We start from the raw sequence: 22,783 nt of genomic DNA, 5'->3' as shown, positions 1-22,783 counted from the left end.
AATTCATGAACCGGAGTGATGAACTTGTCTTCTCAAATCAGATGTACGTATGATTTTTTAAATTCACCGAACGCTATTTCAAATGCTTCAGCAAGGGACATTCCCACCATTCTGTCGATTGAAGCGAATGTCAAAATCATCATTGATCATGCACTATATCTCGAAACATCGTTATCCATCTTCGAGTTTTATAAATCGTTGTATCGGTGGAAAAGATCGGTGACGCCTTCATTCATTCCTGCCTTTTCTTATTATTCGGTGGAGTTTGATCATGATGAAGAAGGGGCAATCGTATCGATGGTCCCTTCCACGGATCAAGGTCGCATTCAATCGATTTGGGGCGATGAACGGATGAACACTGTTTTTCCTCTCGACACCTTAGTGATGTGCTTATCTGATTTAGAAAGGCAACTTCGATTCGATCTTGAAGCGTACTTCGACATTCAGCTGGATGCCTTCATCCGTCACATTCCCTATTCGTCATCAAAACTTTAATAGAATGAGGAGACTTCTATATGCTTGATTTATCTTGGTTCCAGATCGAGCTTGATATCAGGAAGCCAACACCCTATTTTCAGTCAACACCAGAACGCCGTATCCGCTTTTTAATGGAAGACCTAAATGCCTCGCAGTTGAAAGAAATTCTTCAGACGATTTTTCAAGAAGACAGATCCATCCACCTTCTATTCGTTGCTGCATACATCCATCATCATCGGCGCTACTTAGCAAAGGCACGAGTAGGATCATCGATCATGATTCGAAACTGGAAAGAGTATATCGTGGAAGATGAAGGAGCTCATACGGGTGTCGTATATGCACATGTGAAACATATAAAGCTAGATGAAATCATCTCCTACTGCTTAAACGTCTATCGAGGGCACACACCAGCTTACATCGTCTTCTTTGACTCGGATTTCCTTTTGTATGTGTCGACTGATGTAGTGGATGTCATCGGAACAGACGTGAATGCGATTAGGTCACTCAAGGAAACATACGCGCAAATTTACGATAGCTTTCACGACAAGTACGTCAAGTAATATTCATAATAAACCTAGATATGTAAACATAAGTATTAATAATTAATTTTTTTGATTATTAAGGTTCATATATTGAATAAATGGAACACTTAATTATGTTTTTAGCAGTAATTATCATATATCAAGTATTTGAAAGATAATTAGGGTATTATATAACTAATACAAGTATTTTATTTACCACTTTCCAACATCAGTGATGCCTCGTTCATCTAAGAGAGGAAAGGAATTTTCCCATGATTTTCATTACGGACTTTTCTTCACCGATCGGGCAGCTCGTCAGCCAACGTATGCGCACGGAAGAACAGCCTTTTTGCATCGGGGTATCCGATCCACAAGCTGCTTCCGAATTATACGGAGAGCATTTTGACTTTCGTCGATTCGATGTCCAGGATGCCTCGACGTTCGTAGAGGCACTCGCAGGATGCGATCAAATCTTTCTCGAATTTCCTGCAAACGCGGACTTGGAGACATTCGAATATTTTATTCATTATCTCAGACAGACTGCCCTGCAACACATCGTCTACCTCTCAGCCAAAGACGCTCTATCCCTCCCATTCACGCCACATCATCGTATTGAAGTCGTCATTCGCCAAACCGACATTCCCTACACGATCATTCGTCCTAGCTACTACATGCAGAATTTAAACATGTTCATGCGAGATATGTTACGAGATCATGCACACCTCTTCGCACCGGCAGGAATTGGTAAGACGTGCATGATTGATGCCCGTGACGTAGCGACCGTCGTGATGACGTGTCTTGAAAACCCAGCCACTCACTTCAATAAAATCTATACGATCAGCGGTGAAGCGGCTTACAATTTTTACGAAGTCGCCCGGCTTCTCGGAGAAGAACTTGAAACAGAGATCATGTATACGAACCCGTCGATTGATTTTTTCCGGTCCTTTATGATGCAACATGGATTGTCTTACGAAGAAACCAATGAAATCATCAAACTTCATGTGCCGATCTTATTAGGTCTAGCGGATGAGACGGATAACCACTTTCTAGAACTAATTGGTGAACGACCGATCACCCTTCGGCAATATATAAAAGACCACCTATCCGATTGGGTAAATGAAGAGGAGGGCAAAGCATATGATTACTCATGAACGAGCACTGTTCGTTCGTCAATGCATCGTCGATTATTATCACCGGCTCGGCATTCATTGTCAGGTGACGATATTCACAGAGTACCCATTGCAATTGTTGCTCGACTTCGACTCTCGAAGAGATGAACTGATTACGCCTCAACGGCGAAGCCTCTCCTGTCGGTACATTCGCGCACACCTCATTTCTGCTTTGATCACATTCGATGATTCCTACACGCATGTTTACATGACGAAAGCGCCCTTTTCCTCCATGACGCGATATTGCCTCTTGATTGTCTGATATCATCGTCAGTCAAAAATGAAAGGAGATGCGGTCGTGCGGTTGAAACGTGCTACGGAACATGGCTTACTGACATTACTTTTTTTGGCACACACCTCAAAATCGATGACACGAAGAGGAGAATACGTAAAGACGAGAGACATTTCGCTTCAATGTAACATCTCGTACGAGCATCTCACGAAGATTATTTCAATTTTAGGAAGAGCAGGTCTTTTACGAACCCATGCTGGACGAGAAGGCGGTGTTCAACTCCTCCCATTGAGTCATACTGTCCGGGTCGGAGATGTCGTCGCGTTATTCGAACGTCCGCTTTTTCCGGGAACGCGTTATCAGGTACGTGCGTTAGATCAACTATTAGATGTTGCACTGATTTCGTTCTTTAATACGCTCAATCAAGTTACGATAAAGCAATTAGCGGACGATTTACCACCTCACTTTTTCTTAGACATATCATGATTTACTTCTCATCAAACAGCAGTTCAGTCAAGTGTACAGGAAGGACGTTACACATGACGATTTTAGTAACAGGATTCACAGGAAACGTTGGACTAGCCGTCGGTCATGCAATGATGAAGCGACATATTCCCTTTCATGCGGCTGTCATCGACCCAGCAGCTGCTTCAGAGAAATTCGGCAATGCTTTTCACTATCGTCACCTGGACTACGCCGATATCTCAACGTTTTCACAAGCGTTAAAAGGCGTCGATCAACTCTTTTTGATGTATCCGTCCCAAGTATCAACACGACAGTTCCATCTCTTTCTGCGCTATTTGCGCTTCACCTCAGTCCGGCACATTGTTTATCTCTCGTTCAAGGATGTTCCAGTCTTTCCGCTGACACCTCACCATGCGATTGAAAAGATCATTCAAGAGACCGGCATCCCGTTTACGATCATCCGTCCCGGATACTACATGCAAAATTTGAATCTCTTCATGCGTGATGACATCCGTTTTCACGAGCAAATCGTTACGCCAGCTGGTCTTGGGAAGACAAGCATGATCGACATCCGGGATATCGCGACGTTCGTCATCCATTGCCTCGAACATCCTGCTCCCCATTTCAATCGTGTCTATACGTTGCATGGCGAGGAAGTTTTCGGTTTCCATGAGATCGCAAGTCTGATGACGCTACTCCTAGGAAAGACGATCCGTTACACGAACCCTTCGATTCCATTCTTCCAAATGAAGATGGTTCAAAAAGGATATCCGAAAAGCTACGTCAATGAAGTCATCATGTTACACCTCCCGATTAGTCTTGGACTCACGAAACGAACGAACCGTCAGTTCCGCGAGGTGACTGGTACCGAGCCGATTCCCCTAAGTCAATATATTCTCGATTATCAAGCCCACTGGGAGAAGCATTGATTCCTCCTTTCTTCGTAAAAGGAACATGATTTCTTCAAGAAAAGCTGGATGATTCATCTTGAATCCCACTTAAATAACGAAATCTTTCCTATAGTAAATAGAGTGTGATATCGCAAAAAAGATATCACTCTTTTTACTGTGCATAATTGAATCTCCTTAAAAAGTTAGAATATTACAAAAAATAGATAGTGGTACATAACCATATGACGTATACTTAATACTTAAAGATATAAGAATGATACATCGATTAGACACCTCTTATCATTTTTACCATTCCACTTCTATCGTCTGAATGAATGGCTCTGATACTTACTGATGACTCTCTATCAACGGTTCCTCACGAAAGGATTTTTTCGATGCTTCATGCTATGGATCAATTCATTGTCAGTGTATCGTCACTACTGTTAATCCTGATCTCCAGTGCATTTTTCTTTCAATGGTTCAATCCCGTCAAGCCGAACTCTCAAGTATCATTCATTTGGTTTCACTCATTTTGTTCTCGAATGCTGCAAGTATTTGGATCCTTCTAAAAGCAATTGATCTTCATGGATTTTCCATCGATTTATCCATCCTATTTTTAATGGTCAGCCTCTACTATGGAGGACATCAAGTCGGACTTATCACGCTAGTGTCCTTGCAACTTTGTCAAGGTCTCTTTGTCTATCAGACGACTGACATTTGGCATGCCATGAGTTACGTTCTCACGTATGGAGTAGTCTTCTATGTCATCATACTTCTGAAAAAAAGAATGATCACCCAGTCAATCAGTTTTTTTGTTCTGCTTGCGGCGAGTCTCCTAATTTCCCTTCCTCTCATTTATTTCATAGAATCGACTTCACACATGAAGGAAACGAATACACTACAATTCATATTGATTCACTTCGGATCGGGTATTTTAATCCATGCCTCTCTCGAAACGATACGTGCTCAATATGCCCGCTATCATCAAGCATGCCAGGAGGCAGGCATTGACGGGTTGACCGGTCTGTATAATCGCCGAAAACTTGAAGAATCTGTTCGACAACTGCTAAAAACAGAAACTCCTTTTTCGATCTTAATGCTTGACGTCGATCATTTTAAGCGTATCAATGATGTATATGGACACGATCAAGGCGATGCGATTCTTCGTCAAATCAGTAGATTATTACAAAACCATTGTCCGGACTCCGTCATTGTCGGTCGTTATGGAGGTGAAGAATTCATCATGGTCTGTCCAAACTTACAGTTATTCCGATCATATGAACTGGCTGAAGTCATTCGAGCAACTAGCTCGATTTATGACTATCAGATTAAGAACGAGCACCCTATTCAGATTACCGTATCGATTGGCTTAGCTTTTCATGAACAGTCTCATAACAAGAAAGAGAACCTGCAGGATATCGTTCAAGATGCTGATCGAGCACTCTATGAGGCGAAACGAAGAGGACGCAATCTTGTATGGTATAAACCTATGACACAGGTTGAGAAAAATGAGGGATAAATCTATATGTGGCGAAAACGTCAATTTCGAAAGAACCTACTCATCATCATTTTTGTTTAGTGATTCCATTCAATAAGAGAAGTGCCCTCTATGTTGATACCAAACCGATTGTTTGTCTCTTTAAAAGGTTTCAATGAATTGCGAACATCTAACCGTCACAAATAGAAACGGATGACTCATTCAAAATTTCTCTATCCATTTGAAGGGATTCAACAGTCTTTTGTGGAAAAAACCATATAATGACTATTTATAGGTTTTATGATATTGATTTCTTAGAGAAAATACTTCTATTCTGAAATATGTTTTGATTGATTGTTTAGCTATACTGATTGCTACTTTATTTACTTTGAACCATTTTGTACCGAAGCTTACGACCCATAAGTCGAAATAAACATTAAGCCCATTTCGACTGTTCAAGATTCTTCTTGCTGGTTTAGTTTATTCAGTGCTCAATGTGCTGACATGATTTATGTCGATGCGCTATATGACTGAAAAAGTAAACCCGTCATCGTGTCACCAAACGACAAAATCCATCTCTCTTTTGATAGTGAACCATATATACTTCAAGTCGTACGATGGGATTTAAAAACAAAAAGTGAGCAGGTCTCATTAAAAAATGGCGTTTTCACCGCACCGTCTGCTCAAGGAACATACATCTATGGAATTCGTGCACGGTAGAACGAACGCGGTGACGGTCTATCCGCTTTTTTGATTCAAGTCCAATGAAACGCATCCCACTCAAACAGGAGATGAATAATCATGCGAAAAGATTTTCGTTTCTGGCTTCCCTTGCTTTCACTTGCCGTCTGTTTATTTAATGCTTTCGGTTACGATGACAAAAACATCTTGTTGTTTCTCACAAGCCCTGTTTTCTGGCTACTTGAGTCACGTTCCTTCCTCGGAACTTGGCTGGATTCCTTCCATATCCCGCTGTTCCTGATCTACATCCTGACTTTGATCAGTTGGTTCTTGATCGGGTTACTGATCGATGTCATTCTTTCTGTTTTGTTTAGACGATCTTCTAGACGCATCCATGATTAACTGAGGAGGAAAATACATATGGGACCAACCAACGATTTGTGGGTGTGGGTATTGTCCTATGCTTTCTTTTTCATCACGCTTATCAGTGCAATCTTCGTCGCGATCAAGCATCCAGCCTTGAGAAAAGCATCGATTCGAGCGATGTTAGCAATGCTTTTCATGTATGCATTATTCATTTGGAACTCCATGTACCGACTTGACATTACAGAATTCAGACATTTTTACGAAGGATTGACGACACTTCGACCGTGGGCATGGATGTGTGTCTTCTTGTTCGCCTACACATTAAAGTGGTGGTATCTCGTGTTTCATCACACCCGTCGTCCGACTCCCTCTCCACATGATGTACAGCAATGACTTACGTTTCCGAAAACCTTTGAAGGAGCTATCCGATATGAAATTACATCGATTCGCAACCGTTTTTTGTCTCTCGACCGTCGTTTGGACGATAGCGGGTTGTTCCATAATAGAAGAACAAGCAACACCGCGTGTAGCACAAAAAAATGTCGCGCCATCTGAACAAGTGAACGTTTCATCCAAGAAAGCAACGACCGAAGCTACGAATCAGCATCCGGTCGAACTAGGAAAGCAGACAGAGCGCGTCACGTTAGGTCAAACGAAGACATACGACCTCTCTCCTTTACTAAGTAAACTCCACGTTTCATTCAATCCACAGTATTCTTATCATGACCAAATTTTCTACTTCGATCCACAAAAAAATAAGAGCACCATTTATACATACGATACAAAACGAAAGTATAACAAAATCGTCCGTGCGACGAAGAGTGCAATCCCGATGATGACGGGTACAGGTGAGTTTTTACTATGGGTCGAAACGGAACAGCCGACAAAGACCGGTGTGAAGTGGTCGATTCGCCAACTGAAGATTACGACGAATCAGGTGACGACACTTGATGCTGGCGAAAGTCGTTTCGATACGTCCCCGCCGCATATCGATGTCACGTCAACACGTGCGTCCTGGATCACGCAGGAAGCGACTGAACAAAAAACGATTTCCACGTTAAAGTCTTATTCGTTAAAAACCGGAAAGATCACGCCACTCCAGTCCTTCATTTTAAAAACAGGAAAAACACGAGATGGTCTGTTCACGTACGAGCACCGCGATAGCGATGACGGCGTGACCTTATACACGTCTCACTACAAAAACGGAAAGAACGTCCGAGTGCTCGAGACATTGGATGGTGCGTATAAAAAAGAGTTGTCCGGATTGATTGATTTCAGTCGTAGCGGCACCTATTTCGCTCTTGGAACAGAAGGAGACGCCATTTTCCAGCCCATCGGATTGGACCAAAAGACGCTGAACTATTCCGCTTCAAGTGCCCAGACGACGATTAGTGGCATTCGTTTTCTCTCGAACACACAAGTCATCTTCCGCGAAGGTATTAATCAGTTGATGTACGCGGACCTAAAAGCGAAGACGGTTGCTCCCCTGACGGACTTTGAAGAGTTGGTATCCCTTCCTCTTTACCAGGACGGTGTACTGGCGTATAGCATCACGAATGGAACGAAAACGACGTACCAAGTTGTAAACTTGAAAGTTTCAAATTAATAAACATAACGATAAAAAAGTTTTTTGGTCGTTTACACTAAGAGACTTAAAAAACAATAAAGAACTAAAAATAAACCTAGATCTATAGACTGACCTAGCAATATGAGACACATATAAAACACCTTGATTAGGCTGCCTGTACACCGTATTTTTTCGGTGTCAGGTAGCCTAATTTTTCTTGGATTCGTTCTTCGTTATAGTAATTTAAGTAATTAGTAACGCGTTCAGAGACCTCATGGTCTCTTAGTGAATTAAATTTGACGTACTGGAATTCCTCGGACTTTAAATTAGAGTGGAACGATTCGATAACTGCGTTGTCCCAACAGTTTCCTCTACGAGACATGCTGCTTGTTAGGTGATTCCTTTTAACGAATTCTTGAAAGGCGTATGACGTATAGACACTTCCTTGGTCCGAATGAAGGATGACCCCTTCGGGATAGTTTCGATTCTCAAGCGCTATCTTCAACGTATCAATCACAAGAGACGTTTGTTGATGCTCGTATAACTTGTATGCGACGATTTCGTTATTAAAAAGATCCATAATGGCGGAAAGATATTTCGTCGTGCTGCCGTATTGGATATAGGTGATATCCGTCACCCACTTTTGATTCGGTTTACTTGCTGTGAAATCGCGCTTGATGAGATCCGGTGCCGTTATGATGCGCTCACCTTGAGACTTCCATCTTCGCTTCGGCTTGATCCGACATTGGAGATGGTGTTTTTGCATGATTTTCTGTACGGTATTCCGATTGGCTTTTAACTGATAGATTTGCTGTAATAATGCCTTTATTTTTCGATGTCCATTCCGACACTTCGTCTGTTTACTTAGTTCAATGACGGTTTTTTCGAGCACCGAAGGTGCTTTCACAGATTCCTTAATCCAACGGTAATAGCTTGCTCTTGGTACATTCAAAGCGCTAAGAATGGCGGTGATTGTATACTTTCTCCGAAGAAACTCTACAATTTTTATGACTACTTCTTTCTCAACTCTCTTTCGATTTCCATGTACTTTTTTAAGATCTCATTTTCCATCTTCAGATGTGACATTTGTCGTTCTCTCTTGTCATCCTCACTCGCAGAATCTGGACCATGTCCATAGGTATATTGTTTACCGATTGGCTGATCAAATCGATAATGTTCGTTAGAGCGATACCATCTCATCCATGTTTTGATTTGAGATTCATTTTTGATTCCGTACTTCTCCATGATTTCTCTCGTCGTTAACTTACCACTCAGCTTATCTTTGACTACTGCCCATTTCACTTCACTTGAATATACGTTTTTGCCCATGCAAAAACACCTCCGATGTTAGTACTTTTTAAAAGTGTACCACTCCGAAGGTGTTTTATATTGTCTCAAAATTTTAGGTTAGCCCACTACTCAATTGAGAGATCTAGGTTTATTTTTAGTTCGTTACCATACTAGGAACAATTTTTTAATTCTGAATGACATTAGAACATTATGTTAAATATAAATCTAATATATCCGATACTTATTTGAAAGCTATTTAAACATAAGGGAGGAACAATCTTTGCGTACAACTATAAGTTACCCCTTCCTTCTGTCCATCGGAATTGGTTTATTATTTTGGTATGGGAACCATTTTTTTGAAGGATCTGAATGGATGCGATTGGTTCTATTAAACACGGTCCAGTTGTTCGTAGGTATTTTAAGTACGAGTTGGATTATAAAAAGTTATTTTAAAAATGACTCTTCTAAACGTTTTTGGATGTTTTTAGGTCTTGGAACGAGTTTTTCCGCCCTTGGCACACTTGTTTGGATCATCTTACTTGTTAAGAATCATGTCATGGTTACACCGGACTTATCATCCTTAACTTGGGTCTGCTCCTACTTTTTCTACTTTGCTGCACTGTTAAATCAACTTTTGAATCAAACGAGAAAATTTTCAAATTCGGCATTCTTCTTTAATACAATGATTTATATGATAGCCGCGACTTCAATTAGTTATCATTACCTGCTTTATCCGCTCTATCAGATTAATCAGCAGTCTCTGTGGTACAGCGCCCATATATTTCTTTTCCAAATTGCAGATTTAGGAATTCTTTTTTTATAATTACGCTATATTATTTAATTCTATTCAACAAACAAAATGTATATTTGACTTATTTGATCATCGGTTTATTTTTACAAGTCATCGGAGATATCACTTTTGCACAATTTACAATTAAGAACAGCTATATATCAGGTGGCAGTGTCGATTTGATTTGGACTATCGCATTACTATTTATCGGTTACACTGCTCGATATCATGAAAAAGAGCCAAGACAAGAAAGTATGATTGATCCATTTGCTCTTGATGTTTCAACAAAGAAAGAATTTATCTTTCCTTATTCGAGCATCTTGATCCCCTCCATCCTAATGATGCAAAGCTATGCTTGGAATTTAAATGCCTTAAGTACAGGATGGATTATGATTTTTCTTCTTATCATTATTAGACAAGCTTTTACTGTCATGAAAAATAGTGAATTATTAGCAGAATTAAACCAAATCGCATATATCGATCCATTAACGAGTCTAGGCAATCGTGCATCTTTTTTACTAGACACTAAAAATAGCCTCAAAGATGAACATGCACCGCTTGCCTTCATATTGCTTCAAGTAGAACGGATTCGAATGTACACAGATATTTTCGGGCATCATGTCGGGGAACAGATCATGAAAGAAGTATCTTTCCGCTTAAAACATGTATTGAAAGAGAATTTTAAAATGTATCGGTACAGTGAAGATGAGTTTATGATTGTGCTTCTAAAAACAGAGAAATCTAGTATCACTGTTGTGAATGAAAAGATATTCATTCATCTTGCAGCGCCTATCCGTTTAAAGGAGTTAGAATTGAATATTGTAGCGCATAGTGGTGTCAGTATATTTCCTGACCAAAGTTTGACGATCGAAGAAATACAGGCTCATACAGCTGAAGCTCTTTATCAAGCTAAACAGAATGTAAATTACACATTCGTTTACTATGGAACTGAACTTCAATCCAACTTAGTACGAAAGCTTGAAATTGAATCATACTTACGAAATGCAATACGTGAGCAACAATTAAGTGTCTACTATCAACCTAAAGTCAATCTTCGTTCTGGGAGAATCATTGGTATGGAAGCATTGCTCCGTTGGCATCATCCAAAGTTCGGATGGATTTCACCAGCTGAGTTCATTCCAATCGCTGAAGAAGCTGGTCTGATCAATGAAATCGGGGAGTGGGTCCTATTCACTGCGACCTACCAAAGTAAACAACTTCAGCTTTTAGGATTCGAACCTTTGCTTCTATCGGTCAATGTTTCTGTTCTTCAATTCCAAAATCCAAACTTCTGTCAGCGTGTCATCGAGATTCTTGAAGAGACATCTCTTGACCCGCAGTGGCTCGAGCTTGAGATTACAGAGAGCATTGTTCAAAACATCAAAGAGAGCGTTTCGATTTTGCAATGTTTGAAGACCTCGCAGATTAAAACATCCATCGATGACTTCGGAACAGGGTATTCTTCCTTAAATGTACTCGAGCAACTTCCGATTGATACATTGAAAATCGATAAATCGTTCATCGATCGCCTGACTCCTAATCAAAAATCGCCTATGGTCAAGACGATCATCGAGCTTGGCTTGAATCTTAATTTAACCGTCGTAGCGGAAGGAATTGAAACGATTGAACAAAAAGAGGTTCTCACTTCCTATGGATGTACGATCGGTCAAGGCTACCTATTCTCACGCCCAATCGATTTTGCCGCATTTGTTACATTACTTCAAACACAAGATGTTTTGAAGACTACCTCTCTCTAAATTTTTTTAAAGTGCATGATGTAGATGACGTTTGATCGCTTATATCATACACTTTATGATTGCGACTTATTTTTCTACCTTGTTCTTAAGGCGTTATTAGAAGATGCTTTGTCTGATAAGTCAGTATAGACCTGTTTTATAAACAAGTTCTTTTCAAAAAATAAGCTCATTGTATACTAAGTGAATATGATAAGAAGGAGTATATGAATAGCATGTTTAAACAACCTAAAAGTTTTATCCTAATCATTCTACTTTATGCGTTAGGCTATTATGGATGGATTTTCACTTTTTCTGATTCTCAATTCCTTGAAGCACTAGGGGGAAATATCTTTTCGATTGCAGGGTTGTTGATCGCCCTTCTCTACTTAAAGATTGCTATCAAATGGGCTGATTCAAATGATCGTAAGTTCTGGTTACTTATCGCTTTCGGCACCTTTTGTTATTTAGTCGCCGAATTGATTTGGTTTTTCACAGAAAGTATTTTCCACAAAAACGTGGCGTTTCCAGGATGGCCAGACGTGTTTTACATTCTTCAAGTCCTTTTCCTGCTTTACGCTTTGATATACAAAATTTTGAAGGATGCAGCAATACAGCAACGCATTTCATTCTTATTTGATGTCATGATCATTTTAGTCGTTGCGAGTACCTTTTCTTGGCACTTTTTAATCGAACCTATTCTGGATACGAGTGTGGCAACCATTAATGCTCTCATTGTTTCCTTAATCTATCCTTTAGGAGATTTGGGTATGTTAGTCGCCGCCTCCTTTTTATTTTTTAATCTTACGAGTAAAGATAAGAGTTTATCCATGTATCTCATTATCGCAGCCGTCACGATACAAGCAATCGCTGACTCTGTTTACTTGTATTTGATTGCTCAAGACACATACATCTCAGGTAGTTTAATTGACCCTCTGTTCATCATAGCAATGATCGTTTTAGCTTTTTCAGGTCTTCAACATCAGCCAAATACTATAAGTACAACGTTAACGACTCATCACGAAAAGTTAAATATTTTTCAAATGCTCACGCCTTATGGGGGAGTCTTGATTCTGTTCGTCTTCATGGGATTTCACTCGCGTAGTTTCGATATCGTGACAGTAGGTTCAGGACTTTCCATTTTACTCGTCATTACCCGGCAAGTCTTAATTATTATCGAGAATCATAAATTAGTCCGTCGCTACTACGATCAAGCACAAACGCTTGAATTAAGCGAAGAAAGGTATAAATCCTTGTTCGAATACCATCCAGATCCAGTGTATTCAACGGACCTTAAAGGTCAATTCGATAGTGCGAATACTGCCTGTAGCGATCTTCTCGGTGTCTCTAAAACTGACTTGATGGGTCAAGATAGCCTTCGCTATGTCAAAGATACACACCGGATGACGGTCGCGAAAGAATTAAAGGAAGTATTTAAAGGTATGCCACGAAGTTATGAGACCGTTGTTGAAAATGCATTGGGTTCCAGTATGTATATGAACATCACCAATGTTCCAATCATCGTCCAAAACGAAATTGTTGGAATCTTCGGTATCGGTAAAGATGTGACTGAAATAAAACGAAATGAACAACGTATTCAATACCTTGCCTATCATGATGCGCTGACAGGACTATTCAATCGGCTTGCGTTCGAAGAACGACTGTTAAAGCTCATTAAAAGTAATTCTCTTCATCCTTCATCAAATGTGTCTTTATTTTTCATGGACTTAAATCAATTTAAAGCAGTCAACGATACACTTGGACACGATATCGGTGATCAGTTATTGAAAGCTGTTGCTAGAAGACTACAATCATTCGAAACGGATTTTGACATGATGGCACGACAAGGCGGTGATGAATTTACATTACTTTTAAAGAATGTTAAATCATACGAACAACTTCATCGTATGGCAACTCAGTTGTTGAGCACGTTACAAGCACCTTATGAGATTGCCAATCATATGATTTCTTGTCCGCCAAGCATCGGTATCTCCTCCTATCCGACGGATGCCTCGAGTATGCTCGAGATGCTACAGCACGCGGATCTCGCCATGTATCGCGCAAAAGACATTCCCTCAGGAAGCTACGTTCTTTATAATGAACTTCAACATATGCCGAGTTAAAAAAACTTATTTGTCTTGGGTATTGACTCTTTACAATATGAAACCAGCACCTGATTATTTATCAGATGCTGGTTTTTATTAAATGATAGTACGTTTAAAGGAAATAAAAATAGTGGTTCGCTAATTAATCTTAAAATGTAAGGAGTATACAGTTATGAATGTAGATATTCATCAATTGTCCATCCATGAGACTCCTCCGATGGAGCTCTTGCTAGCGGCGGACCCGTCTCTGAAGTTAGTCGAAAACTATGTAAAAAGAGGTCATTGTTTCGTTGCTGAAAACAATGAACAATGGATCGGCGTGTATGTACTTCTCCCGACAAGACCGCAAACAATAGAAATCGTAAATATCGCAGTGGACGAGTTGTACCAAGGAAAAGGTGTCGGGAAGGATCTTTTACGACATGCGATTAACACAGCTAAAACAATGGGATACACCACCATAGAGATCGGAACAGGAAATTCAAGCATTGGACAGTTAGCACTTTACCAAAAATGTGGATTCCGGATCGTCGGAATCGACATGAACTTTTTCTTGAGACACTATGAAGAGGAAATCATCGAAAATGGAATCCGGTGTACCGATATGATTCGATTATCCCAAGATATATGAGAATATCAGCATCCTTTTTATGAAAAGCGTGGTACTATCTCTGACAATGCAACTTGAACGATGATGGACAACACATTCATAAATCATTGCCGTTAAATAAGATTGCAAAAAATGGATCTACACCACATAATATGAACATACGTTCTTATTACAAGGAGGTCCACCATGCAGCACCTTCAAAAAGAAATGACTCATCCTGCACCGTTACACACCATGAACCGGCCGATTTGCCTTTCCATCGATTCATCCATTCATCTTTACCATGATGCTTCTGTTCCTATGACTTACAAAATGGAAGTCATATTATTCATTGCTTTACGGGAACGAACTCCTTTATCCATGCGTCAAACCAGTGATTCTGGTAGTAGCAAAGAACTTGTCTACATAGAAGAAGTGGACTTCGAGAGTCGACAGCTGACGCTTTTCCATATGAACGATTCGTCATTGTCCTTTCATCGTTATATCCAAGACGATTCGTTACATGAACAGCACCCTCAGCTTTTACTCAGTATGATGTAAGTTAAAACAAACGCATGACGTCAAAAAGGTTGCGTCCATTTCGATGTGTAAATGGATACAACCTTTTTTTCGCTTTGCTCGACAACAACGCTATTCAATTTAACGATACGAACGTTCAATCACGAAATTCGTCTTATCCCCACGGAAATAGGAACGCGAATACTCGATGATTTGTCCCCCTTGATCCTCTGTTACGGTTTCGATGTAGAAACACGGTGCATTGACTGGACATTTCAGATGACTACTGATCGCTTCATCGGCTAGAACGATTTCAAGTGACTCTGTCGTTTTCGCCACCTGGATATCAAAGACTTTTGCTAACGTATCGAACAACGAATGCTCCGCCTGTTCCTTCGTAATTCCTGGAGCAATCGACCACGGGATGAATGAGATCTCATATTGTGTCGGTTCACCGTCAGCATGACGAATCCGTTCGATTTTCTGGATCGGTGCCTGTTCCTCTACTGCAAAAACCTCTGTCAGGACATCAGTCGCAGAGACGACGGATAATTGGATTAGCGACACCTCGCCTCGCTTCCCTTGCACCGCTAATTGAGCGGCGTAGTTGTTCGGTGTATGCGATAAGGTCTGTCGGACTTTTTTGCCCGCAACGAACGTTCCACGTCCTTGTTGTCGGATCAAGTATCCTTCTAGCGTCAACTGGTTCAATGCCCCTCGAACGGTCGTCCGACTGACATCAAATTCCTCACACAGCACATACTCTGTCGGGAATTTTTTCCCTTCTTCGTAATAGCCTCTCTTGATCCGCGATAGCAATTCTTCTTTAATTGCCGTCTGTAATGTTGATTGCGACATCATGCCACCTCCTCCTCTTATCCTTTGTGCCTTTATTGTGATACAGACATCATACAAATGCAAATACAAATCTTTATTTGTATTATTTGTATTTTATTATTGTCTTAAGTTGTATTATTTGTTACATTTGTTATAACAAAAAGAAATCGCTTTCATGAGGAGGAATTTACAACATGCCACTCAAGGTCGTCATCATCGGTGGAGGCTCCAGCTATACACCGGAAATCATCGAAGGTTTCATTTTGCGTCACCATTCCTTTCCGGTCGACGAGGTCGTTCTCGTCGATATCGAGGACGGAAAAGAAAAGCTCGAAATTGTTGGTAAACTCGCACAACGGATGATTGACAAGTCTAACTTGAAGATCACGCTTCGTTGGACGCTCAATCGAAGAGAAGCCCTCCGTGGAGCCGACTTCGTCTCGACGCAAATCCGCGTCGGGGGTCTATCGGCACGGGCTCTTGACGAGCGCATTCCACTCAAGCATGGCTTCATCGGTCAAGAGACGAATGGTGCTGGCGGTATGTTCAAGGCGTTCCGGACGATTCCCGTCTTGCTCGAACTCGCGGACGAGATGGCTGAACTCTGTCCCGACGCCTGGTTGATCAACTTCACGAATCCAGCCGGCATCGTGACCGAGGCACTTTTGAAACATTCCAAGCATCAGAAAGTGATTGGTGTCTGCAACATCCCGTTCAACATGCGGAACTCCGTCGCTGAAATCCTACACGCTCCCGTCGAGCACGTCTCGATCGAATTCATCGGGTTGAATCACTTCATCTTTGGTCGACATGTCACGGTGAATGGTGTCGATCGGACAGAAGATGTACTCACTGCGTTGCGTGATGGAAACGACTACTCGCCAGCGAATATCGTTGGACTCGGCTGGTCCGACTCATTTCTGAATTCAATCAAGCTGTTGCCGAACCCGTACCATCAATATTATTTCCAAACACGTGACGTGCTCGCAAAAGATCGACAAGCTTACGAAGAGAACGGGACACGAGCTGAAGTCGTCCAAGAAGTCGAGCGCCGACTATTTGAGCAATACCAAGATGTATCGCTCGATGTAAAACCGAAGGAACTTGAACAACGCGGTGGAGCGTATTACTCGGACGCTGCATGTAACTTGATGGACTCGCTCTATAACGACCGGGGTGATATCCAGACCGTCAATGCGCTGAATCAAGGGACGATCCGTGACTTACCGGAAGATGCCGTCATCGAGGTCAACGCTGTCATCACAAAAGCCGGACCGCGTCCGCTATCGATCGGTAGCTTACCACTCCCCGTCCGTGGACTGATCACGAACTTGAAGACGTTCGAGGAACTGACGATTCAAGCAGCCGTATCTGGGAAATACGAGGACGCTTATGTCGCTGCCATTATGAATCCATTGATCCAAGACGAAAAACGGATCGATGCCTTACTTAAAGAGCTGTTTCGCTCACATCAATCTTACTTACCCCAATTCCAGCTTAAGGAGGTTCTCTCATGAATAAGTTCATTGAAATTGCCGGACGGATCGGTTCCCAGCGCCATCTTGTCGCCATCCGTGACGGCTTTGTCTCCGTCATGCCGCTCATCATCGTCGGCTCACTCGCGATTCTAATCAATAACTTCCCTGCCATCCAGATCGGTAGCTGGTCGCTCGATTTCGTTGGCTCGATGAATGCCGCTTTCGGTGAAGGTAGTTGGCAACGGCTCGGCGGCAACATTTGGAATGCATCCTTCGCAATCCTCGGCTTACTGGTCGCCTTCTCGATTGCCTATAACTTGGCACGGTCCTACGATATCGATGGTCTCGCCGCTGGTATCTTGTCGATCGCGTCTTACGTGATGCTCGTTCCGGTCACGAAGGACTGGGGACTCAGCTTCGCTTGGCTCGGCGCCCAAGGCTTATTCGTCGCCATCATCGTCTCGCTTCTCGTAACGGAAGCATTCCGTTTTCTCATTCATACGAAGCTGACGATCCGAATGCCGGAGGGTGTGCCCGGTGGTGTCACCCGATCGTTCCAAGCCTTGATTCCTTCAATGATCATTTTGACGGTCGTTGCTGCGATCCAGTTGCTCATCCAAGTGAAACTCGAGCTCAGCATCTTTGAGGTCATCTTCAAGGCAATCCAACAACCGCTTCAAGGCTTCGGTGATTCGCTCGCTGCTGGTCTGATCATCGCCCTCTTGAACCATGTCCTCTGGTTCTTCGGTCTACACGGCACGAACATCATCGGGTCGGTCATCGAGCCGATTTACTTACCGCTGATTGAACAGAACTTAGCTGCCTTTCAAGCTGGTGCTTCCGCCTATGACGTGCCATATACGGTAACGAAACCGTTCCTCGATGCCTTCGTCTTTATGGGTGGCTCCGGTGCGACATTGTCACTCCTACTTGCGATCTTCATTGTCGTAAGGAAACAACGCAATCATCCTTATCATCAAGTCGCTAAGCTATCAGCACCCGCCGGTCTATTCAATATCAACGAACCGGTCATCTTCGGCATGCCGATCGTGCTCAACCCGGTCATGCTGATCCCGTTCATCCTTGCACCGGTCGTCTTGACGGTCGTCTCGTATGTCGCACTATCGACTGGGATGGTACCGAAAACGGTCGCCATCGTTCCATGGACGACACCACCGATCATTAGCGGGTACCTTGTCACCGGTGGTAGCATCCGCGGTGTCCTGCTTCAGGTGTTCAATCTGACGCTCGCGACATTGATCTATATCCCGTTCGTCGTAGCAGGAGCGCGCGCCATGACTGCCGAAATCAATCGAAACAAAGACAGTATACATGAAGGAGAGAAAATCAGTTGAAGACAGAATCGATCCAACAATTATCGTTCATGATCATCCTACATGCCGGAAATGCACGCTCGAGTGCGTTTGAAGCGATCGCTGCTGCTAAACGCAGTGACGAAGCACTTGTTCAAGCGAAACTCGAGGAAGCAGAGACTTCGTTTCTTGAGGCACACAAACTTCAGACAGAACTTTTACAAGAAGAAGCACGAGGAACCAGCAACGAGATGAGTGTCCTACTTGTCCACGCTCAAGATCATCTGATGACAGCGATGACGGTCAAGGAACTGGCGACCGAGATGATCGACATGATCACGAAAATCAATCGACTGGAGGAAACGAAATGAACATCTTACTCGTCTGCTCAGCAGGCATGTCCACTTCAATCTTAGTAGAAAAAATGCGGACGGAAGCCGTAGCACGAGGACTTGACGCAACGATCGAAGCAGTACCCGAATCGCGACTAAAGGAACATACGACGATGGACGTCATCTTGATCGGTCCGCAAGTCCGCTACCTCGAGAATAAAATCCGTTCAGCAGTTAACGTGCCGGTTGCTGTGATTGACAACATGGCATACGGGTTGATGAAGGGCGATCAAGTGCTTGATCAAGCACTCTCGCTGACTGGCACGGCACATGCCTAAGACGCGTGTAATCGTCAATGCTGATGATTTCGGTTTGACGACGGGTATTAACCAAGGCATCATCGAGAGTCATCTTTACGGTCCCGTCAATTCGACGACGCTGATGATGAACGGACATGCGGTCGAAGAAGCTGTTCGACTTTCTCAGCAACACCCGGACCTGCATGTCGGCGTACATCTCGTGCTCTCTTGGGGAAAACCGCTCGCTTCGACAAGTCAGTCGTTAACAAAGGAGGACGGGACGTTTCGTTTCACGAGTCGCTTTTTGAAGGAAGAGCCACCGGATCCTGAAGACGTCTACCTGGAATGGAAAGCCCAGATTGAAGCTTTTCTTGCTACCGGGCTGTCGTTGCACCACTTAGACAGTCACCATCATATCCACGGCTGGTCCGCGATCGACTCTGTCATCGTCGAGCTCGCTAATGAATATCAAACGACGTTCCGTGCTGCGGGGAACGAGAAGCACCGGGATCTCTGGCTGACGAATCGCTTCGATGAGCGGTTTTATGGAGAGGGCGTTTCGTTTGCGACACTTGATTCAATTTCACCCGGTTCATCCGTTGAGGTCATGGTGCACCCTGCCAACATGGATACGCTACTTCCAAGTGTCACGTCTTATGTGAAGCAGCGACTTGTCGAGAAAGATCTTTTAACGAGATATACTCCACCGGATTGGTGGACATGAAAATAACATCCCTACTGCCTTGACGAACCGATGAGTAGGGATGTTGTCATTTTCTTCATGAAACACTGTGCTAAAAATCGCGTTGAAAATATGGAATTAATTTTACATATATCTCGTTTAATGACATACTAATGGTAATACTTTCATGAGGAGGAGATACCTTTGAAAAAACAACTCGCTTATGCTGGTTCTTTTGCGCTCTCAGCTATCACGATCATCATCATTCTTAAATTAGTTAGAGTCGATATCTAAAGCAATCACTCAAATGATGTAGATTTTCAAATTAATGATTCAATCGCTGTTATGATGCATCGTCTTCCGATCATCTGTAACAGCTTTTCTAGGTTTAATGCTATGGAACGATCGGAAGTGATGAATTGAAAAAAATCGGAATCAACGTTTTGGTTGTCTTTCTCCTACTAGGTGGACTGCTGTTTTACTTAGACGTCCGATACGATGAACGATTCGAGCAGCATGTCAGCACAAAAGTTGAGGCCTATGTCGTGAAAAAGTACGGTCCAGCACATGTCGCCTCACTCCATTCTGCCTATGACGACAAACACCGCGACAAGGAAAAACGCTATCAGATTGCCGTGAAAGTACAGGGTCAAGGGCTTCAACAAGAAGAATATTTCCTGTATCGTCTTCAAGATGATCACGTCGTTGAGATGGGCACAACGACTAGTTTGCCAAAGCGAGACTAAATCACGTGATGATTTCTTATTTCACACTACATATCACGAAAGGTCAGAAGTTTCCTTTTTTACACGGAATCATCTGACCTTTTCTTTTAACACCTTTCACTGCTCAGAAATACCGTAAGCTAGTAATAGCAAATATGACATCATGCAGAACGTAATGAGATGGACACCGCCGAATCCCCACTTGAGTATTCGGTGCTTCGTTTTGTACCCTGTTTATACGCCGACTAACGGAATGATAAACAGAAGTAAGATATAGACAGTTCCAAACCCTTTCAGACTGACTCCGCTCTTCATCAGGAAAAAGAAGAAACAAAAACAGACGAATGCAGATAACGAAAGAATACTGTAACGATTCATAAGCCCTCCTCCACTACAAACACAGCTTAGCGTCTTACCGTCTGAAGATTGAAGTATTCCGATAGCGGCACGATCCGCCCCTGTTCATGCCAGTTCCGATATGCTTCAAAAACGCGTAAGACGTTCCCGTCATACCGTTCCTCGATGAGATGATGGATCGCGAGAAAGCTCCGCCAATAATCAAACATGATACTCCACAGACTACCGGCATAGGAGGCACTCCCAAATTGATCAATCGAACGCGCTCCATACTCTCCCTGAAAGAGCTCGACCAGCTCTGTCTCAATTAAAGTAATTCGCTTGAATGCTTCGTCCGACAACAGGTGCTTCCGGGGGAGGTACTCACACATTCCCTCTTCGAACCAGATTCCGTCTTCTCTCTCATCGTCGAATTCATCAACGAACAAATCCAAATGATGGGTCAGTTCATGACCAGCAATCGTCAAGACGTGATCTTCAGTAAGCGTTTCGTAGAACGCTCGAATATGCGGTACGTCCTTCCCGTCGAGTTGAGACAAAAATAGCATCCGCCACTCTGCAACGTCTGGTGATATGTAGATCAAGTCCTTATTCGTAAACGCTGGAATCGGAATGTCTGAGAAGACCGTCGTCGCGAGTTCCGCTGACGTCCAAACGATTCCTTTCGGTACGTCGATCAGTTGATACTTCTCTTGTAAGATCGTTTGATACTCGTCTAACCGTGTTCGAAAGCGATGCGTGACCGCTTCGTATTTCTCATAGTCCGTTTTTGTCTCAAACGCATGAATCTGTTTCATCATCGCTATATCCCCCCATCCTTAAAATAGCCTATTTTATTTTAACATATATTGGATAACCATAAAAAAACCACCTGAATCAGGTGGTTCGATGAATCATTCGTTTGCTATTAACACGACGACGTTACCGAATTTTTGCCCAGCGTCGACATAACGGTGCGCTTCGACGATCTCATCAAGTGAATAGATATGGTCGATGACGGCTTTGAATCGTCCCGCTTCAAACAGTTCATTTAAATAGTGTAGATCTTCTTTCCGTTCTCTCGCCACACCTTGTCCCGCGACGGATGCAAAGGCGCCGTTTTGTTTGACGTGCCGTTTCGCTTGCGTCTTATTGATCTTTCCGGACGCATCGAAGACGGCATCGTACTTCAGCAACAATCCATCGTAGCCGTCCTTTGTATAATCGATGACGTGATCGGCACCGAGCGCTTTGACCCGCTCCGTGTTTCGTCCACTACAGACAGCCGTCACCTGCAGCCCTTTTGCTTTTGCGAGTTGAACGGCAGCCGTCCCGACAGCGCCCGACGCACCGTAAATCAAGATCGTCTTCATCTGATCGATTTGGAGTTTCCGGAAGAAATGAAGCGACGTCGTACCACCGAACGGGAGACAGACCGCTTCCGTGTATGATGCATGTTGCGGCATTTTTGCAATGCAACGTTTCTCAGACACGCATGCATATTCGGCGTATCCACCGAAGCCAAATCCCGTCAAGGCATGGACACGGTCTCCGACTTGGAACTGCTTGACGTCTTGACCGACTTCGACGACTTCTCCGGCAAGAACGACGCCAAGAATCGGTTGTCGCGGTCGCTTGAAGCCGACAGCCAGACGCATTGGAAGCTTCCCCAACAGTGGAACATCGAGCGAACGCATGCGACGATCTCCGGAATGGACGGCAGATGCATGTACTTTAATCAGTAGATCGTTTGATTTTGGAACCGGGCGTGGTACCTCTGTGATGTGCAAGACGTCAGGGGATCCGTAGCGGGTACAGATGGCTGCCTTCATCGTATTTCCTCCTCTGATCGAGATGATGGTATTTCTTTAATCATACGCCGATTCCTGCCTGAATCCCTTTCATTTCAG

At 42.9% G+C, this 22,783-nt stretch carries 25 protein-coding genes; 20 read left to right on the top strand and 5 right to left on the bottom strand.

Annotated elements, in window-relative coordinates; genetic code table 11:
* Positions 1-18 precede the first annotated feature (18 nt).
* The 10 genes from P401_RS19215 to P401_RS0105255 all read left to right on the top strand — a co-directional run bounded on the left by P401_RS19215 (position 19) and on the right by P401_RS0105255 (position 7,884).
* Positions 19-495 (top strand): DUF7878 domain-containing protein, encoded by a 477-nt coding sequence (locus P401_RS19215; RefSeq protein WP_034785977.1) that lies wholly within the window; start codon positions 19-21, stop codon positions 493-495.
* Positions 496-515: 20 nt separating this feature from the next.
* Positions 516-1,037 carry a hypothetical protein gene (locus P401_RS0105295; protein ID WP_029341554.1) on the top strand — a complete coding sequence of 174 codons (522 nt, stop codon included), beginning with the start codon at positions 516-518 and terminating at the stop codon, positions 1,035-1,037.
* 233 nt (positions 1,038-1,270) lie between these two features.
* Positions 1,271-2,149 (top strand): NmrA family NAD(P)-binding protein, encoded by an 879-nt coding sequence (locus P401_RS0105290; RefSeq protein WP_029341553.1) that lies wholly within the window; start codon positions 1,271-1,273, stop codon positions 2,147-2,149.
* Positions 2,136-2,429, top strand: a complete 294-nt coding sequence (locus P401_RS0105285; protein ID WP_023468121.1) for a hypothetical protein — start codon at positions 2,136-2,138, stop codon at positions 2,427-2,429. Before P401_RS0105290 ends, P401_RS0105285 begins: the two co-directional genes overlap by 14 nt.
* 36 nt (positions 2,430-2,465) lie before the next feature.
* Positions 2,466-2,885 (top strand): RrF2 family transcriptional regulator, encoded by a 420-nt coding sequence (locus P401_RS0105280; protein WP_029341552.1) that lies wholly within the window; start codon positions 2,466-2,468, stop codon positions 2,883-2,885.
* A 53-nt stretch (positions 2,886-2,938) separates the two neighbouring features.
* Positions 2,939-3,793, top strand: a complete 855-nt coding sequence (locus P401_RS0105275) for an NmrA family NAD(P)-binding protein (RefSeq protein ID WP_029341551.1) — start codon at positions 2,939-2,941, stop codon at positions 3,791-3,793.
* Between the two features lie 841 nt (positions 3,794-4,634).
* Positions 4,635-5,273, top strand: coding sequence for a GGDEF domain-containing protein (locus P401_RS18520; protein WP_160171447.1), 639 nt, complete (start codon positions 4,635-4,637; stop codon positions 5,271-5,273).
* Positions 5,274-6,032: 759 nt separating this feature from the next.
* Entirely contained in the window at positions 6,033-6,314 is a 282-nt protein-coding gene (locus P401_RS0105265) for a hypothetical protein (protein WP_029341549.1), read from the top strand.
* 18 nt (positions 6,315-6,332) lie between these two features.
* Positions 6,333-6,671, top strand: coding sequence for a hypothetical protein (locus P401_RS0105260; RefSeq protein ID WP_029341548.1), 339 nt, complete (start codon positions 6,333-6,335; stop codon positions 6,669-6,671).
* Between the two features lie 37 nt (positions 6,672-6,708).
* Complete coding sequence (locus P401_RS0105255; protein ID WP_029341547.1) at positions 6,709-7,884, top strand: hypothetical protein; 1,176 nt, start codon at positions 6,709-6,711, stop codon at positions 7,882-7,884.
* A gap of 127 nt (positions 7,885-8,011) precedes the next feature.
* On the opposite strand, the gene P401_RS0105250 is transcribed toward P401_RS0105255, so the two are convergent.
* Positions 8,012-9,174, bottom strand: a protein-coding gene (locus P401_RS0105250; RefSeq protein WP_152548178.1) for an IS3 family transposase whose coding sequence is annotated in 2 segments (ribosomal slippage) — positions 8,012-8,898 and positions 8,898-9,174 — 1,164 coding nt in all. Because the reading frame shifts where the segments join, the coding sequence is not laid out codon by codon here.
* Positions 9,175-10,011: 837 nt separating this feature from the next.
* Here P401_RS0105250 and P401_RS0105235 point away from each other — a divergent pair.
* The 4 genes from P401_RS0105235 to P401_RS0105220 all read left to right on the top strand — a co-directional run bounded on the left by P401_RS0105235 (position 10,012) and on the right by P401_RS0105220 (position 14,913).
* Positions 10,012-11,682 (top strand): putative bifunctional diguanylate cyclase/phosphodiesterase, encoded by a 1,671-nt coding sequence (locus tag P401_RS0105235; protein ID WP_152548177.1) that lies wholly within the window; start codon positions 10,012-10,014, stop codon positions 11,680-11,682.
* 212 nt (positions 11,683-11,894) lie between these two features.
* Positions 11,895-13,781, top strand: a complete 1,887-nt coding sequence (locus P401_RS0105230; protein ID WP_051656252.1) for a DUF4084 domain-containing protein — start codon at positions 11,895-11,897, stop codon at positions 13,779-13,781.
* A gap of 154 nt (positions 13,782-13,935) precedes the next feature.
* The gene (locus tag P401_RS0105225) at positions 13,936-14,394 is read left to right on the top strand and encodes a GNAT family N-acetyltransferase (RefSeq protein ID WP_029341541.1); all 459 of its coding nucleotides are present in this window, start codon (positions 13,936-13,938) and stop codon (positions 14,392-14,394) included.
* 165 nt (positions 14,395-14,559) lie between these two features.
* Positions 14,560-14,913 carry a hypothetical protein gene (locus P401_RS0105220; RefSeq protein WP_029341540.1) on the top strand — a complete coding sequence of 118 codons (354 nt, stop codon included), beginning with the start codon at positions 14,560-14,562 and terminating at the stop codon, positions 14,911-14,913.
* 99 nt (positions 14,914-15,012) lie between these two features.
* On the opposite strand, the gene P401_RS0105215 is transcribed toward P401_RS0105220, so the two are convergent.
* A complete protein-coding gene (locus P401_RS0105215) occupies positions 15,013-15,729 on the bottom strand; it encodes a GntR family transcriptional regulator (RefSeq protein ID WP_050677777.1) in 717 nt (238 codons plus the stop codon).
* Between the two features lie 173 nt (positions 15,730-15,902).
* Between P401_RS0105215 and P401_RS0105210 the strand changes: the two genes are divergently transcribed.
* From P401_RS0105210 to P401_RS0105180, 6 genes are all read left to right on the top strand, one after another.
* A complete protein-coding gene (locus P401_RS0105210) occupies positions 15,903-17,225 on the top strand; it encodes a 6-phospho-beta-glucosidase (protein ID WP_029341538.1) in 1,323 nt (440 codons plus the stop codon).
* Entirely contained in the window at positions 17,222-18,541 is a 1,320-nt protein-coding gene (gene celB, locus P401_RS0105205) for a PTS cellobiose transporter subunit IIC (protein WP_029341537.1), read from the top strand. Before P401_RS0105210 ends, celB begins: the two co-directional genes overlap by 4 nt.
* 29 nt (positions 18,542-18,570) lie before the next feature.
* Positions 18,571-18,870, top strand: coding sequence for a PTS lactose/cellobiose transporter subunit IIA (locus P401_RS0105200; RefSeq protein ID WP_029341536.1), 300 nt, complete (start codon positions 18,571-18,573; stop codon positions 18,868-18,870).
* Positions 18,867-19,169 (top strand): PTS sugar transporter subunit IIB, encoded by a 303-nt coding sequence (locus tag P401_RS0105195; RefSeq protein WP_029341535.1) that lies wholly within the window; start codon positions 18,867-18,869, stop codon positions 19,167-19,169. The genes P401_RS0105200 and P401_RS0105195 overlap by 4 nt, the downstream gene beginning before the upstream one ends.
* Complete coding sequence (gene chbG, locus P401_RS0105190; RefSeq protein ID WP_029341534.1) at positions 19,162-19,854, top strand: chitin disaccharide deacetylase; 693 nt, start codon at positions 19,162-19,164, stop codon at positions 19,852-19,854. The genes P401_RS0105195 and chbG overlap by 8 nt, the downstream gene beginning before the upstream one ends.
* Before the next feature lie 377 nt (positions 19,855-20,231).
* Positions 20,232-20,558 (top strand): hypothetical protein, encoded by a 327-nt coding sequence (locus P401_RS0105180; protein ID WP_029341533.1) that lies wholly within the window; start codon positions 20,232-20,234, stop codon positions 20,556-20,558.
* 213 nt (positions 20,559-20,771) lie between these two features.
* Here the strand turns inward: P401_RS0105180 and P401_RS18515 are convergent, their stop codons facing one another.
* The 3 genes from P401_RS18515 to P401_RS0105165 all read right to left on the bottom strand — a co-directional run bounded on the left by P401_RS18515 (position 20,772) and on the right by P401_RS0105165 (position 22,705).
* Entirely contained in the window at positions 20,772-20,915 is a 144-nt protein-coding gene (locus P401_RS18515; protein WP_158513337.1) for a hypothetical protein, read from the bottom strand.
* Positions 20,916-20,941: 26 nt separating this feature from the next.
* The gene (locus tag P401_RS0105170; protein WP_029341532.1) at positions 20,942-21,694 is read right to left on the bottom strand and encodes a hypothetical protein; all 753 of its coding nucleotides are present in this window, start codon (positions 21,692-21,694) and stop codon (positions 20,942-20,944) included.
* A gap of 93 nt (positions 21,695-21,787) precedes the next feature.
* Entirely contained in the window at positions 21,788-22,705 is a 918-nt protein-coding gene (locus tag P401_RS0105165; RefSeq protein WP_029341531.1) for an NAD(P)-dependent alcohol dehydrogenase, read from the bottom strand.
* Positions 22,706-22,783: the final 78 nt, after the last annotated feature.

This window comes from Exiguobacterium acetylicum DSM 20416 (genome assembly GCF_000702605.1).
GTDB classification, from domain to species: domain Bacteria; phylum Bacillota; class Bacilli; order Exiguobacteriales; family Exiguobacteriaceae; genus Exiguobacterium_A; species Exiguobacterium_A acetylicum.
This window is presented reverse-complemented; position numbering and strand designations above follow the sequence as displayed.